General features: G+C 41.0%; 15 protein-coding genes. 9 read left to right on the top strand and 6 right to left on the bottom strand.

Going from position 1 to position 16,005, the window contains the following annotated elements:
• The first annotated feature begins 31 nt into the window (after positions 1–31).
• The 4 genes from HFU86_RS01365 to HFU86_RS01350 all read left to right on the top strand — a co-directional run bounded on the left by HFU86_RS01365 (position 32) and on the right by HFU86_RS01350 (position 3,786).
• On the top strand, positions 32–703 hold the full coding sequence (locus HFU86_RS01365) for a heavy metal response regulator transcription factor (protein WP_036949891.1): 672 nt from the start codon (positions 32–34) through the stop codon (positions 701–703).
• Positions 700–2,061, top strand: coding sequence for a heavy metal sensor histidine kinase (locus HFU86_RS01360; protein ID WP_187128574.1), 1,362 nt, complete (start codon positions 700–702; stop codon positions 2,059–2,061). The genes HFU86_RS01365 and HFU86_RS01360 overlap by 4 nt, the downstream gene beginning before the upstream one ends.
• Positions 2,062–2,170: 109 nt before the next feature.
• Positions 2,171–3,178 (top strand): protein-methionine-sulfoxide reductase catalytic subunit MsrP, encoded by a 1,008-nt coding sequence (gene msrP, locus HFU86_RS01355; RefSeq protein WP_132496827.1) that lies wholly within the window; start codon positions 2,171–2,173, stop codon positions 3,176–3,178.
• Positions 3,178–3,786: a sulfite oxidase heme-binding subunit YedZ gene (locus HFU86_RS01350; RefSeq protein ID WP_187128573.1), complete on the top strand. Its 609-nt coding sequence runs from the start codon at positions 3,178–3,180 to the stop codon at positions 3,784–3,786. Before msrP ends, HFU86_RS01350 begins: the two co-directional genes overlap by 1 nt.
• 37 nt (positions 3,787–3,823) lie before the next feature.
• On the opposite strand, the gene dmsD is transcribed toward HFU86_RS01350, so the two are convergent.
• From dmsD to dmsA, 4 genes are all read right to left on the bottom strand, one after another.
• Positions 3,824–4,438: a Tat proofreading chaperone DmsD gene (gene dmsD / locus HFU86_RS01345; RefSeq protein ID WP_132496825.1), complete on the bottom strand. Its 615-nt coding sequence runs from the start codon at positions 4,436–4,438 to the stop codon at positions 3,824–3,826.
• 108 nt (positions 4,439–4,546) lie between these two features.
• Entirely contained in the window at positions 4,547–5,404 is an 858-nt protein-coding gene (locus HFU86_RS01340; protein WP_187128572.1) for a DmsC/YnfH family molybdoenzyme membrane anchor subunit, read from the bottom strand.
• A 1-nt stretch (position 5,405) separates the two neighbouring features.
• Positions 5,406–6,023 carry a DMSO/selenate family reductase complex B subunit gene (locus HFU86_RS01335; RefSeq protein ID WP_036950397.1) on the bottom strand — a complete coding sequence of 206 codons (618 nt, stop codon included), beginning with the start codon at positions 6,021–6,023 and terminating at the stop codon, positions 5,406–5,408.
• Positions 6,024–6,034: 11 nt separating this feature from the next.
• Positions 6,035–8,479, bottom strand: coding sequence for a dimethylsulfoxide reductase subunit A (gene dmsA, locus HFU86_RS01330; protein ID WP_132496823.1), 2,445 nt, complete (start codon positions 8,477–8,479; stop codon positions 6,035–6,037).
• A 691-nt stretch (positions 8,480–9,170) separates the two neighbouring features.
• Between dmsA and HFU86_RS01325 the strand changes: the two genes are divergently transcribed.
• Complete coding sequence (locus HFU86_RS01325) at positions 9,171–9,503, top strand: helix-turn-helix domain-containing protein (RefSeq protein WP_051422597.1); 333 nt, start codon at positions 9,171–9,173, stop codon at positions 9,501–9,503.
• 58 nt (positions 9,504–9,561) lie between these two features.
• Here HFU86_RS01325 and HFU86_RS01320 read toward each other — a convergent pair whose 3' ends face one another.
• Together HFU86_RS01320 and HFU86_RS01315 are read right to left on the bottom strand one after the other, a co-directional pair.
• Positions 9,562–10,023 (bottom strand): hypothetical protein, encoded by a 462-nt coding sequence (locus HFU86_RS01320; RefSeq protein ID WP_036950393.1) that lies wholly within the window; start codon positions 10,021–10,023, stop codon positions 9,562–9,564.
• 5 nt (positions 10,024–10,028) lie between these two features.
• Complete coding sequence (locus HFU86_RS01315; protein WP_187128571.1) at positions 10,029–10,934, bottom strand: winged helix-turn-helix domain-containing protein; 906 nt, start codon at positions 10,932–10,934, stop codon at positions 10,029–10,031.
• Between the two features lie 425 nt (positions 10,935–11,359).
• Between HFU86_RS01315 and HFU86_RS01310 the strand changes: the two genes are divergently transcribed.
• The 4 genes from HFU86_RS01310 (at position 11,360) to HFU86_RS01295 (ending at position 16,002) form a co-directional block, all read left to right on the top strand.
• Complete coding sequence (locus tag HFU86_RS01310) at positions 11,360–11,878, top strand: fimbrial protein (protein ID WP_036950387.1); 519 nt, start codon at positions 11,360–11,362, stop codon at positions 11,876–11,878.
• Positions 11,879–11,944: 66 nt separating this feature from the next.
• On the top strand, positions 11,945–14,320 hold the full coding sequence (gene pefC, locus HFU86_RS01305; protein WP_187128570.1) for a PefC/AfrB family outer membrane usher protein: 2,376 nt from the start codon (positions 11,945–11,947) through the stop codon (positions 14,318–14,320).
• On the top strand, positions 14,313–14,981 hold the full coding sequence (locus HFU86_RS01300; RefSeq protein ID WP_108478649.1) for a fimbrial chaperone: 669 nt from the start codon (positions 14,313–14,315) through the stop codon (positions 14,979–14,981). The genes pefC and HFU86_RS01300 overlap by 8 nt, the downstream gene beginning before the upstream one ends.
• A 10-nt stretch (positions 14,982–14,991) precedes the next feature.
• The gene (locus HFU86_RS01295) at positions 14,992–16,002 is read left to right on the top strand and encodes a fimbrial protein (protein ID WP_187128569.1); all 1,011 of its coding nucleotides are present in this window, start codon (positions 14,992–14,994) and stop codon (positions 16,000–16,002) included.
• Positions 16,003–16,005 lie beyond the last annotated feature (3 nt).

Below are 16,005 nucleotides of genomic sequence, written 5' to 3'. Positions count from 1 at the left end.
TTAAGTCAAATCGAACGATTGCTGGGTTTCCATGAGAATACTATTAATTGAAGATCACCTTAAAACCCAAGGTTGGGTTAAAAATGGCTTAGAAGAAGCAGGTTTTCTGGTGGATGTCGCTAATGATGGCCGTGATGGACTCTACTTTGCTTTAGAAAACAATTATCAATTGGTTATTCTCGATATCATGCTGCCGGGTATGAGTGGCTGGGATATTTTAAAAATCTTACGCACTGCGAAAAGTATTCCCGTTATTTGCCTCACCGCGCGGGATGCCGTAGATGATCGCATTAAAGGTTTAGAGCTCGGTGCCAATGACTACCTTGTGAAACCATTTTCGTTTTCTGAATTATTAGCGCGCGTTAAAAACCAACTCAAAGTGAATCAACCCACCTCAACAACCATGACGATTGCAGATTTAAAGATAGATCTGACCCGCCATGATGTTGAACGTGGAGGAAAGAAAATCATCTTAACCCGCCAAGAATTTTCTCTGTTGCTATTTTTCGTGCTACATAGCGATGAAATTTTACCGAGAACCTTAATTGCCAGTGAAGTTTGGGGCATCGATTTTGACAGTGATACCAATATCATCGATGTCGCCATTCGTCGATTGAGAAAGAAAATTGATGATGAGTTTGAGGTTAAGCTTATCGAAACCATTCGAGGGATGGGATACCGCTTAAATAGGCCAATAGAATGAAAAAAAAGTCGCTACGCTTTAAACTTATTTCCCTGTTTATCATCCTGATGGTCGCTAATGCTGGCGTCGTGACATGGGTTTTGTATCACTCACTGAAGAATGAGCTGTCTGAACAAGACAATAATTTGCTCGTGAACCGCGCGGAGCAACTCGCTAAATTAATTTCGGGTGGCATCGATATCAAAACGCTACCGATGTATTTCCAAAGCATGATGGACATGCGCCAAGATTTGATCCAGATTTCTGATGCGAGTGGGCACATACTCGTCGCGACTAACAGCGAACTTCTGGATACCCAACCACTGCGGCTAGTGAACCTTGAGCAGCTCAATATCCATGCCATCAACCATTGGCAAACCGCACAAAACATTCCCATCTCCGCGGTCTATTTCGCCATGAACTCACCATTAGGACAGCTCCATGTGGTACTCGGTAAAGTCTCCGTCGACCGCAGCGGAGTATTAACCCAATATTTAACCCAAAGCGTGCTGGTGTCTGCCCTCTCAATACTGTTGATGGGATTACTGAGTTTATGGTTACTGAAAAAAGGGCTCTCCGATATTCAATCACTGAGCCAGATCACGATCAAAACGGACGTACATGCGCTGAATGATCCGATCGATATTGATCAGCTTCCACAAGAGTTAAAAGAGCTGGGCGAATCAATGAATACCATGCGCCAACGGCTAAAACATGACTTTGTTAAACTAACCCAGTTCGCCGATGACTTAGCCCATGAGCTAAGAACGCCCATTAATGCCATACGAGTGCAAAATGAAATTACACTCCAACGCTCCCGTAATGTGAGCGAATATGAAGAGGTCATCATTAGCAATATCGAAGAGCTCGATAAGCTGGCACAGATGATCCAAAGCACGTTATTTATTGCTCGAGCTGAAAATAAAAACATTACGTTAAATCGAGAAAACCTTTCAATATCAGAATTAGTGAATGATGTTTATGAACTATTTTCGGCTTATGCAGAAGAGAAACAGATTACGCTTTATTGTGAGCCTTCAACTCTCAGGATTGATGCTGATCCGGTATTACTGAGCCGTGTATTCATGAATGTTATCGCTAATGCGATTAAATACTCTCACCCAAATACTCGCGTGGTCACCCAGATCATTGAGCTTCCCCAGCAGCGAGAAATCCGCATCACTAACCAAGGGAACTCCCTACAAAATAGCGAGGAAATTTTCACCCGTTTTTGGCGCGGAGATAATGCCAGAACCACGGAGGGAACTGGGTTGGGGCTGGCGATTGTCAAAGCGATTGTTGAACTGCATGGCGGTTCGGTTAGTTTTGAACACGAAGCAGGTACCAGCACCATTACGCTAACGTTTCCTACAATCTAAAATCTCCTACAATTAAGTAAGATGACAAATTTGTCATCTTACTGTCAGCCACTTTTATCACGCATTCGGTATAACTGATTTCATTCCTCTTTTTGCTATGGAGCGCACAATGAAAAAGTTACCTAAAATCCCCGATTCTCAAATCACGGATGAATCCATTTTCTTTATGAAGCGCCGGCAGCTACTCAAAGCCTTAGGTGTGGGGGCAGCTGGTTTAACCGTTGCAGCGACAGCAAATGCGGGCTTATTTTCTTGGCTAAGTGACGATGCATCAGCAACGCCCTCAGCGCCAAGAAAAACACTGACATTTATTCAGCCTGAGGAGTTTCAGTCATCGTTAACCTTGACACCTGAAGATAAAGTGACTGGCTATAATAACTTTTATGAGTTTGGGCTAGGAAAATCTGATCCAGCTGAAAACGCGCATACCCTCATTACCGACGAATGGACGGTCACCATTGATGGGGAAGTGAATCGTCCTTTGACCCTTAATTTAGATGATATCAACGCCAAGTTTCCCCTAGAGGAGCGTATTTATCGCATGCGCTGCGTCGAAGCTTGGTCGATGGTTATTCCTTGGGTGGGCTTTCCGTTAGCCAAACTATTGGCATTGGTGGAGCCCACCAGCAAAGCCAAATATGTCGCCTTTGAAACTCGTTATGCTCCCGAACAAATGCCAGGACAAAAAAGCCGTTATATCGGCGGTGGCTTACCTTATCCCTATGTTGAAGGGCTACGTTTAGATGAAGCCATGAATCCGCTAACCTTACTTGCCACTGGCGTATATGGAAAAACATTACCCAATCAAAATGGCGCACCGATCCGCTTGGTTGTTCCTTGGAAATATGGTTTTAAAGGAATTAAGTCTATCGTCAAAATTCGCCTAACCGAACAGATGCCAGATACCACATGGAACCTATCCGCGCCCAGTGAATATGGTTTTTTTGCCAATGTGAACCCGCAAGTTGATCACCCTCGTTGGTCGCAAGCGACCGAGCGTTTTATTGGTGCGGGGGGTTTAGGTCAAGTAACCCGACAGCCTACGTTACTTTTTAATGGATACGCAGACCAAGTCGCGAGCTTGTATCAGGGAATGGACTTGCGGAGATACTTCTAATGCCCCAAGAAAACAGGCTATTAGTGAGATTAACCAAAGGGGGCTTTCATCTTATTGCTCTGCTTCCTTTGGCATGGCTGATTTTTTTAATTGATACTCAGCGACTTGGCGCTGATCCCGCTAAAGACATCCAACATTTTACGGGAATAGCCGCTTTGCGTTTGCTCATCGTTATCGCACTGATCCCCGTTATCGCTAAATTATTGCGATTTACCACGCTGTTTCAGACACGAAAATTACTGGGATTATGGTGCTTTTTCTGGGCTCTACTGCATTTGAGTAGCTATTTATTATTGGAGATTGGCGTCAATAATTTATCACTCTTTTTTGAGGAGATTTTTTCGCGGATCTACTTAGTGATTGGCGCTACGGCTTGGCTATGCTTATTTTTGATGGCGGTGAGTTCGTTCAACCGCATACGAATGAGCCTAGGTGTATGGTGGAAAAGAATTCACATGCTGCTTTACCCAACACTATTACTCGCACTTTGCCACTATGCTTTGTCATTAAAAACCCTAACGCCTGAGCCAATGATTTACTTAGTGTTAGTGGGCGCTGCTTTTGCTTATCGTGTTTGGAGCCAACAAAAACAGCCGATCAAACCTTAGGATAAATTGGCGATCCCCAAGATCGCCAACCGACTCATCAGCGATAAAAAATCAGTTTTTTATCCACTTCAATATTCATCGAATCCTGCCAAGCCACCAGCGTTAAATGCGCTAACTTACTCAGCCCCACATAAAAGGGAGAATCGCCTTTTTCCTGCATTTTATCTAAATACAGCAGGCCCCACGGCAAAATATGTTTCCCTAATAATTCAGAAAGATTTTCAGGTTGATGTTCCGCCACCCAAGCCACCATCATCATCAATAAACCAAAATGGTCTTCGGGTTCGTTTTGGGTTAAATGAATATCAATTTGATTGGCTTGCATCCACTCGCGAAGTTGCAAGGTAGACTCGCCAAACAGCACATTTTCTTTATCAAGCCAGACTGAACCCCACGGTGGAGAAGGAAGCGCATAAGGGCCAATAAAAAGGCGTTGATAGGCTTCATCTAGGGTTTCATCATCACGTTGCATTGTCGCCATCTCTGCGGCAATCCCTTGTTTTTGCTCTTCAGAGCCGTAATGCCAGTCTGCCACCCACTCACCGGATGCCAATAATTCGATAATATCCGGCACTTGGTCAGGGGAATAATAGAATGCCGCACCAAGGATCCGAGCTGTCACAGAAACGTCATTTAAAGCGAGTTCGTTCATGGTGTGTAATCCACTGTTCATGTGTTATTTGTTGTTTTGCTTATTATTGATAAAAATTCTTGGGAACGAAAGGCTTAGCAACCATCTGCTAAGCCTTTGAGGTGATGATTAGTTAACTGCCATGCCCACGGTCATATGCAGACCATAGAACACACCGCGTCCAACAATCTCGCCCGCCAACACTAACAGAGTACCGATACCCAAGTTGATGACGGATGGATTACGTTTCGCGATTAACGGCATGATCCAGCAGCCCAGCCCCATCGCTACGGCAACAATCTTAATATCCATTAAGAAACCGTAATCAGGCACTAAATCCGTTGCTTTTTGTACCGCGGTTTCAATGCTCGCCAAGTCAAATCCTTGAGAGATTGCGGCGGCTGCACTCACTAATAATGCTATCGCACTCAATGCAGGGAGACGACGAATGCATTGCAGGTCAAACCCAGCGACACGCAATAGCAATGCGGCTAAGATAGGTCCGCCCAAGAATGCCGTTAGCACAAAGTTGATCATGGTGTAGCTGTTATTCCATGTTGGTACCGTTGGGATTTGGTACACACGGGAAGTCGCCACCACAAAGATAGCCGCAAGAACAGCCACCACCACTAACCACAGTTTACCTAGCGCAACAGGCATTTTATTTAACACTGCCAACAACCAATACAAACCACCAAATGCAAAGAAGATTGCACCACTGGCAATTTCATTACTCAGTGAAGAAGCCCCTAAGCGATTAAAGGCATTAAATGCACGCAGTGGTGTGCCCATGTGCATCGTGGATAATAAGAAACCAATACCCATTAACACCCACAAGCCAAACATGCTGTAATGCACTTTACGGTTAAGTTCAGGGGATAGTTTTCCACTTAACAAAACCGCTGCCATCACAATAAATGCACCCGCAACACTTTGACCAATAACGGTGAAAAACATCAATGGCCATTCATGAATTCCCGCGCCCATATTAAACTTCCTCCGGGTTAGCCAGATGACCCGTGGTATCACCGACAGGTTTGCTATTGGCATTCAATTTTAAAACGATATTTGGATGAGTATACTCAGCCGATGGTAACGGTGCGATTTCCGCTAAATCGCCATATTTAGCGCGTAGCTCTTCAATCGGCGCCATATCCAATGCGCGTAATGGGCAAGATTCCACACATATTGGTTTTTTGCCTTCTGCAACACGCTCATAGCAACCATCACACTTGGTCATATGACCTTTGACTTGGTCAAACTGAGGCGCACCGTAAGGGCATGCCATACTGCAATAGCGGCAACCAATACAGACCTCTTCATCCACCACCACAAACCCATCTTCGCGTTTGTGCATCGCACCACTTGGACACACTTTAGCGCACGCTGGATCATCACAGTGGTTACACGAAATAGACAGGTAATAGGCGAAAACATTCTGCCCATAAACGCCATCTTGCTCAGTCCAATCACCGCCCGCGTATTCATAAATACGACGGAAATTCACTTCTGGAGATAAGTTTTTAAAGTCTTTGCAGGCTAACTCACAGGTTTTGCAGCCAGTGCAACGACTTGAATCGATATAAAAACCATATTGCGTTGACATATCTGGCATCCTTAAGCTTTCACAACTTCAACAAGATTAGAGTGTGATGGGTTTCCTTTCGCCAGTGGCGATGGACGCTGCGTGGTCAGCACGTTAATGCTGCCCGCATGGTCAATACGGTTACCATCTGGGTCATACCATGCACCCTCACCCAAACCAACCACACCCGGTAAAATACGTGGGGTGACTTTGACTTTGACACGCACTTCGCCTCGGTCATTGTATACGCGGACTAAATCCCCATGTTTCAGGGAGCGTTTCGCCGCATCTTGTGGGTTGATCCATAACTCTTGAGGACAAGCCGCTTTCAATACATCCACGTTGCCATAGGTTGAGTGGGTACGTGATTTATAGTGGAAGCCCGTCAACTGTAATGGGAATTTCTCCATTAATGGGTCGCCATACTGCTCAAACCCAACGGAATAGACTGGCAATGGATGGATAACATCTCCCTCTTCCAGCTCCCATGAGTTTTGCAGCTCCGCTAATTGTGCGGAATAGATTTCGATCTTGCCTGATGGCGTGGTTAATGGATTCGCAATCGGGTCTTCACGGAAACTTTGGTAAGCCACATGGTGACCTTTAGGATCACGTTTTTTGAAGATACCTTGCTCACGGAATTCTTCGAACGTTGGCAGCTCAGGTAATGCAGCGCGAGATTGTTCGTATAAATGACGTAACCACTCTTCTTGGGTACGATTTTCAGTGAACTGCTCACCTACACCCATGCGTTTGGCAATTTCGCTGGTCATTTCATAGATATTGCGGCTTTCAAAACGGGGTTTGATAGCTTGGTCAGCAAAAATAACGTAGGACATATTCCCCGCGGAAGCATCCATACAGAAATCCATTTGCTCAGACGCAGTGCAGTCTGGCAGTAAGATATCGGCATATTTTGCAGAGGCGGTCATGTGGTTATCAATCACTACAATCATCTCGCACTTCGATTCGTCTTGCAGGATATCGTGGGTACGGTTGATTTCTGAATGTTGGTTAACTAAGCAGTTACCTGCGTAGTTCCATACCATTTTAATTGGTACATCCAATTTATCTTTACCACGGACACCATCACGGGTAGCCGTCATTTCAGGACCACGCAGGATAGCGTCTGTCCACATAAACATGGAAATGCTGGTTTGCACTGGGTTAGTTAAGGTCGGCATACGCACGAAGGGAATACTGTAAGAGCCTTCACGAGCCCCCGTGTTACCACCATGAATACCGATGTTACCGGTTAAAATCGCCAGCATTGAGATAGCACGAGACGTCAGCTCACCATTCGAACGACGCTGAGGACCCCAACCTTGCACAATATACGCAGGTTTTGCGGTACCAATTTCACGGGCTAATTTTACAATGCGATCTGCCGGAATACCGGTGATGGATGACGCCCATTCAGGGGTTTTCGCTTGACCGTCAGGACCATCACCCAGGATATAAGCTTTGTAGTGCGCATTTTTTGGTGCGCCAGCTGGCATGGTGGTTTCATCGTATCCTACGCAATATTTATCTAAGAATGGCTTATCCACTAAGTCTTCTTTGATCATCACATACGCAATAGCGTTAACGAGCGCCGCATCAGTACCCGGACGAATTGGGATCCATTCATCTTCACGCCCTGCACCTGTATCGGTGTAGCGAGGGTCGATGATGATCATTTTCGCGTTAGATTTTTCGCGTGCTTGTTCAACATAGTAAGTCACCCCACCGCCGCTCATACGCGTTTCGCCAGGGTTGTTACCAAACATCACCACTAATTTAGAGTTTTCGATGTCTGAAGGGCTATTACCGTCTGCCCAGCCACCAAAGGTATAATTCAGACCTGCCGCAATTTGTGCGGTACTGTAGTCGCCATAATGATTTAAATAACCACCACAGCAGTTCATGAGACGAGCAATCAAAGTTGCGCCCGGTGGCCATGATTTTGTCATGGTGCCGCCAAGAGTACCTGTACCGTAGTTCAGGTAAATGGACTCATTACCATAATCTTTAATTAAGCGCTTCATGTTATCGGCAATAGCGTCGAAAGCTTCTTCCCAACTGATTCGCTTAAATTTACCTTCACCGCGTTTGCCTACACGCATCATTGGGTAGCGCAGACGGTCAGGGTTATAGACCCGGCGGCGCATAGAGCGGCCACGTAAACATGCACGGACTTGATGCAGCTCTTCATACACGTCATTACCCGTATTATCGGTTTCGACGTATTTGATCTCGCCATCTACGACATGCATGCGCAATGGGCAACGGCTTCCGCAGTTAACTGTACACGCACTCCAAACAACTTTTTCATTCCCTGATGGTGCCGATGTTTTTTGCTCTGTTTCCGCTGAAGCGCTAAACGGAAGAGAAAATCCTCCCGCTGCGGCAGCTAAACCTGTCACGGCGCCCGCTTTCACAAAGCCGCGACGGCTAAGAGGAGCAAAAATAGCAGCTTTCTCTTTTATATTGGCCATATATAACTCGCTCACTTAAATTGCAATTGCTTAAAATAATAAGAAGTTTTTTCGCTAAATTTTTTTCGTTAAAACAATGGAATTAAAAAATGCAGTTTGTGTGCCATTAGCGATAAAACCGCCAGCCACATAATTAGAGGTAATTAGAGTTTTTGATTGAGTTAATAATATCAATCGGGGAATTCGAGAGATTGTCTTACATCAATAAATACATTGATAATCAACACAATGAACTATTTTCTGCAACTTAACTCGCGGTTTATTTCATCCACTCGTTATATAGTGAGATATATAAAAAAGAGATTTATAATATATAACTGTCTATATTCAAATGATTATTCAAAAATAACACGCTTAAAGCTTTATTATTTTCTGATTATTTTTATCGATATTCCTGCGAAAAGAACCCTTGATTAAAAAACATCATATTGCGCAAATTATTGTGATACCACTAATAATAAATAATAATACTAATAAGATTGGTTTCTATTATCATTTCAAACGATTTCTCTTTCAAAATACTCATTTTGCTTTTAATTAAGAAAATATGAAAACTTAATTTTTTAATAAAGAAATTCCCTAACCACATAAAAAACCTAGATTAAAAGACTAAAAACTATTTGATTTTTAATTTGGTTTACACCCCTCGGTGGAAATACAACAATTATGATTCCATCACGCAAGAGGACATATGATGAGTGAACACCTTTCCTTTGAAAGCACGCAAGCCTATAAATTACCCATTCAAGATATTAGCTTTTACTTTGCCGGAGAGAATGAAGCTCAAATAAACAATTTAATCGGGCACTATATAAGAAAAAAAAGAAAAGAACTGGGTTTGACTGGAAGCCAAATCGCTAGCCGTGTCGGTGTCAGTCAGCAACAGTTTTCACGGTATGAGGTAGGGATCAGCAATATCACATTACCGAGATTATTTTTAATTATTAGCAAACTTGACATGGATATTGAGACTTTCCTCAACGACCTTGTCATGATCGTTAAACGACTACATACACAGGATTAAAGAGGTAGTGATAGATAATCTTTTTATTGGGTAGATTATCTATCACGCTCATATTTAATCATTTGCAATAAAAAGCATACATATCATTGGTGAAAAAGACATACCCACCACTTTTCTGAGGATAGAGAAAGATATCCATATCTAGGTTGGGGTCCAAATAAGACTGAGACAAATATTTTTCTAACTCCGAAGAGTCCGTATTATCCGAATTCAATAAAATATTTTTCTTAGATTTAATTTTAAGACTATCGCCAATCTTTATAATATCGATATAAACCTTTCTTGCTACCTCACTCTCAATACCATTTTGGCTAAACTTACCCTTTAAATTCACCCACCCTTCATGATCGCCTAATGTGTAAGAAATACTCAAAGAAAGTTTTACATTGTTTTCAATAGAAATAGTCCTAAATGAGGATCGACAAATAATATCATCTGACTCATTAACCTGGTATACCGCAATAGAAGAAAGAATAATTGCTGATGTATAAACAACAGCTTTCAAGATGCTTTTTTTCATTTTTATTATCCAGCCCAATCCATGATGTAATACGAAACACATTCATTATCTTTTAACGAAAATGAATCTAACTCTCTGATGCAATAAATGATCGACAATTTATTAGTGAAATTCCGTCTTATCACATACATATATTGATAATCATCAAATGACTTTGAAATAATTTCATCTGAGAGAAATTTAGATAAGTTCGCATTTAAATCCATCTGCTTATTACAGAGTATTATTTTACTATTAATTTCTCCACAATGGGTGTAATTCGATAAGCTACTACTTTTTTTTTGAAAATCGATATAGCTAAAAAAAATTGTTGTCATCAACACAATTAGAACTAGCATAATGATTGTTCTTTTCACTTCACGATTTGAGAAACTGAGCCACACATTCTTTTTTTTAATATACCCAGAGGGATATTTAGGAGGAGTATTTATGCTAATGTTTTTATGGTTTTCTACTTTTTCCACTTTAGGGATATGGATTTTTTCTATTTTCCCATCATATTTTCTATCAATTTTGTGCTTATGTCTAAACCTACTACTATTTACATTATTTATCGATGAGTTAAGAATATGTATATCATCAACAAGTCTATATCCTCTTTTAGGAATATTCTTTATTATCTCAAAGTTATTTTCGAGTTCGCTAAATGCCTTTCGTAACAATAAAATGTTTTGATAAAACGTATTGATTGTCACAAACTTCTTTTTTTCACCCCAACCTGCACTAAATAGCTCATCTTGTGAAATAACTTCATTATCTCCATCTACCTTGTTTTTTATTAAAAATAAAAGAATATTCGCAGCTGGCGTTAAGACTTTACGTTTATCTCCATTAAGTATGTATGTGATTTTCTTATTGGTGTAGTCAAACTCAAACTTGTCATTAATTATATATTTTATACTCGATTTCATAATTTCATTCTTTATTAATATAGTAAAACATCGCCACACTATACTACCCATGCGAGTGAACCGAAAATTGAAATAAATCATAAAAAACTAAAATAAATTTGAAGGTTTTATTGAGTTTTTTAGCACTGTGAATCCACAACACATTGTTAATAATGGATATTTTTAGAATTCCATATAAATAAAAATACTTAAGTAGTTTATTTAGTTTATCCAGCTGAGGAGTGAGAGTATTCTGCATCACAGAACGAGCAGGCTCCAAAACATTCATCTCTTAATGATGTAAATGATTTTTATTACCTATCATTTCGCCTGCACAGTTCCTTACATTAAAAATGGTGAAATTTAAATTTGAATCTTTGGATATGCATATCCAGAGATTCTTAATACACATTATTAAATATAAATACTCTTATGAGGATGATTAAATGAAAAAGATGTTATTACCTTTAATTTGTAGCAGCGTATTACTTAGTGGCGCTGCATTTGCAAACACAGGGGAAGTACAATTTATTGGAGCGGTAACTTCTGCAACGTGTGATATTGATACCGAAGTCGGTGGATTAGTTAAATCTACAATTGATTTAGGCAAAATGACAACAGCAGATACCAATGGTGACTACGTTGAATTTAGTTTAGTTCCACGTACTGACGAATGTTTGAAAAAAACTAATGGTCAAGTAGGTTGGCAAAGCGCTGGATTTACTAATTCTGGTCTTGCAAATATGAAAGGAACAGCAAATGGTGTTTCTATTCAATTAACCGCAATGAACTCAACCACTCCAAATCAAGATGTAACTTATAACAGCCAAACAGTTGATTTTGGTAATGGAACAGATGCTATTGGAAATATGAATTTCAAAGCAAGAATGCTGGCAACAACAGGTCAAACAGTTACCGAAGGTACCATCATTTCTACTGCAACTTATGCAGTGGCATATAAATAATTAGTTTTATATTTTTAAATTAAGGGTCTTTGACCCTTATTACCGCTTACAAATAGTGATGGATATATGCGTTTAAAACCAGTCAATGCTTTTATATTATCCCTGTTGGTAAGTCCATTTTGTGTATATGCAAACTTGAATATGGACTTCTTACATGGAGGAGTTCAATCTCAAGCAGCAAGTATTTTTGATGACAGTGTTAAATATCCTGAAGGTCACTATATTGTAGAGGTGATTTTTAATCGCCACCCAATGGGAAAAAAAGAATTAATTATATTAACCAAAGATAGAGAAAATCTTTGTTTAAATACAACATGGATAAATGAGCTTTCATTACCTATTAATTTATCCTTATTTGAAAATGAATTCGATGCAGAAAGAAACTGCTACAACTTGGGTCATTATCCAGGTGTTAAAATTGACTTTGATAATGCAAAACAGGTTTTGACTTTTAATATTCCACAAGTCGCCTTAGATAACTCAAAAAATCAACAAGAATGGGATTATGGAATACCAGGGATCAAAGTTAACTATTCCGGATATGTCTCTAAAACAACATCCGCTAATACCCAACTTTATGGGGATTTCGATTTATATTCTAATTTTGGTCGATGGGTAGGCTACGTCCGCAGTAGTTATCTTAAAGATTCAGGAACCGAGACTTCAGAAGCAACCATTTCAACTGCCATGAAGTCTATACAGGGAAGTTTTATTGCCGGTAAAACAATAACATCAATGACGATGTTACCTAACTTTGTGTTTTACGGAATGGCGTTACGTTCAGAAAAAAATATGCGCCCATGGGAAATGCGAGGTTACGCCCCTGTCATTTCAGGTGTGGTCAGTTCGAATGCAAAAATTACTATTTCACAAAATGGATACGTTCTTAGTTCTCAAGTCGTTCCTGCGGGAGCATATCAATTAAATGATATTTCACCCGTCAGTAATGGTGATTTGACCATTACTGTTGAAGAAGATAATGGAACCAAAACCGTGAGATATGTGCCAGTTGCCACACTCCCATCATTATTACGAGCCAATGAAATGGATTACAACCTCGTCATTGGTGAGCGAGAGCTAGCTGGAAAGCGTGAAAGCCACCCATTCCTTTTGGGCGCTCTTGATTATGGATTTACGTATTTTACGTTGCAAACGGCGGGAATTTTACACAGTGATTATCAAAGTGCTGGAATTGGTCTGAGTAAAGAGTTTGGTCAATTTGGTGCGGTCTCTTTTAACGTGAACGCGGCCAACAGTCACTTTCAAAAACAGACTCCCACATCACCTGATGCTCAGCAATCAGGGATAAGTTATATGCTGAAGTATGCCAATTCACTGTCGAATACGACTAACTTACAGCTTTTAACTTACCGTTATACAGGTAAAGAGTACGTTGATTTTAATGAGTTTAACCAAAATGCGCTGTACCAAAGAAGTAATCGTAAAGAGCGCTATGAAACCATTATTTCTCAAAATTTTGATAACAGCTTTATCAGCCTGTCGGGATGGGTACAAACCTACCGTAATCGTATCCGCAATGAAATCGGTGCTAACGTGACTTATAACACGGCCTTCAAAGGTATCGACTTTTCGGTATCTGCTGATTATCAAAAATTAAATGACCATGACCGTGATAATTATGCCATCTCCGTCGGTGTGAATATTCCGTTTAGTGTATTTGATAAAAACCATTTTTGGACGAACTCGGTGAGCTATGACCGTGATAATAAAGCCAGTTTTAACTCTGGTATCGCAGGGAACATTAATGAAAAAGTGAACTACAGCGTGAATACCAGCAAAGATCGTGATAGTTGGTCAAACTCTGCTTACTTTGGATTTAACCAAGACTGGGTGAATACAGGTGTGGCTATTGCCCAAAACCAACATCAAACCACAGGCTCTATCAATGCCTCCGGTAGCTTGCTTGCCACGCAACAAACCGGCTTATTTTTAACTAATGTGCGACAAGATACTGTCGCCATCGCCAACATTAAGAATATCGGAAATATTGTTTTTAATGATTCACCGCCTACGGATAGACATGGAAATACCGTAATTGGTGTCTCTCCTTATATTGAAAATAATTTAAAAATCAATACTGAGGAAGTTCCAAACAACGTTGAGTTACTCGATTCTGTACAACGCGTTGTTCCAACAGATAAAGCCATTGTTTATCGCGAGTTCAAATACTCAACCATACATCGATACATTTTAAGACTGAAAAAGAAAAACGGTGAGTTTGTGTCTGCCGGTAGCTCAGCACGAACAGAAAATAACGACTATGTGGGATTTGTCTCCAATGGCGGTGTTTTGCTGTTGAATTTATTAAGTCAGCCTAATGCCATTTTCATTACCTCCTCAAATGATGAGGTATGCACCTTAAATATGAATGGGGTAGAACCCAATGAAAACCAAATCATGGAGATCGAATGCAATGATTAAGCTCATATCCAAACTCGCTATCTTGCCATTTTTGTTAACCTGTTTTAATGCCTATTCCGCATTCACGCTGAATGGCACTCGATTTATCTATGATGAAGGTCGTAAAAATATTGCGGTTGAAGTTAAGAATAATAGCGAAAAAGCTTACGGTGGGCAGGTCTGGATCGATAACCTCAAAGGGGATGATGTTTTCTTTGTTCCTGCACCCAACTTATTTAAAGTCGCAGCCAATGAAAAACAGCTTGTTCGCTTAATTTATATTAATGACATACTGCCAAAAGACAGGGAATCACTGTTTTGGCTGAATGTTCAAGAAATCCCGCCAGTTGCCTCTGCGGAAGAGGGCAATGTCCTTGCTGTGGCATTAAATACGCAAGTTAAGCTCATTTATCGCCCTAAAATCCTTGCAGAAAGCCGTGAAGATGCAGAAAAAAATATCACGTATAGCGGTTCAACACTGAAGAACCCAACACCTTACTACTTTGCACTCACACAAGTTTCCGTCAACAACAAACCGCTGTCTTTATCCGCGGATGTTGAACGCTCAATTAGCTTATTCCCGCCTTTCAGCGAGATGGATTTACAGCGCCCGTTATCCGGTAAAGTCACCGTTGAAGCCATTGATGACTACGGCGCTCGACGTGTGATCGAACTGCAATAAGGACATCATCATGGCAAAAAAAGGGTTTTACCTTGGAATATTGATGCTTTTTTTCGCGTTAGATGCCTCTGCGGCAAGATGCCGAAATATATCCATCAAATATTCATTTCCAGCACAAATCGACGTGACGAACAAAAAAGTTGGCGATCAGCTCTATACTTTTGGCGCCCCTGGTGTCCCATTAACTTTAGCAGGGCAATGCTTACGCGCTTCAAGTGGTGCGGGAAATACAACCGGAAACTTTATTTATATTGTTGATAAATATGGCGCATCGCCAAATGATTGCCCAAATGGTGGAACCGTCGATAAAAACTCATCTGATGGAATTTTAAGATTTCGATCAACAGGAAGCTGTAGTAACAGTGCTTGGATACTGGTTTTAGACTACAAAACCAGTGGAACGGGCTATACCAATTTAGCCAATGCTGGCGGAGGAACAGACTCTGGTACCGTTTACTTACAGAAAAAACCCCCTGTCGGAAAAACGGTTGTAAACCCTACTTACATGTTAACCAGAAAATTCTATTCACGAATTGGTAATAACAGCCGTACGTTAATGACAGAGAGTGTTGCGTTCAGTGCCCCAACATCGATGACCCTCGTCAATAACGCATCATGTGCGGTCTCAGTCAACGATGTGGATTTTGGCAACCAAACGGCAAGTTCAGTTAACGCAAAATCTGTTGCCGGTAAAACCATCAACGTCGCGTTTACCTGTAATGCGGTACTACCCGCCTATACCTTAAGTTTTTCAGGAAAAGATGGTGTCAACAATGCTGCGAATGGAATTATCAATGTGAAAAGTAATCCATCCGTTGGTTATCAATTCACATGGGGTAATAGTGCATTTAAACCTGTAAATAGTGCCGTCGTTATCAATGGAGCCGCTATGGCACCAAACACTAAGCCAACAACAGCAAGCTTCACGATCCCAATTACCGTCAAACCCGTTCCGTTAACAACTCAAACGGCAGTGGGGGCAGCTAATACCGCCTTGACCATTAATGTAAAACTAAACTAACAG

Source organism: Providencia sp. JUb39, from assembly GCF_012272845.1.
Taxonomy (GTDB): domain Bacteria; phylum Pseudomonadota; class Gammaproteobacteria; order Enterobacterales; family Enterobacteriaceae; genus Providencia; species Providencia lanzhouensis.
The sequence above is the reverse complement of the archived record's forward strand: the minus strand, read 5'-3'. Positions and strand labels throughout refer to the sequence as shown.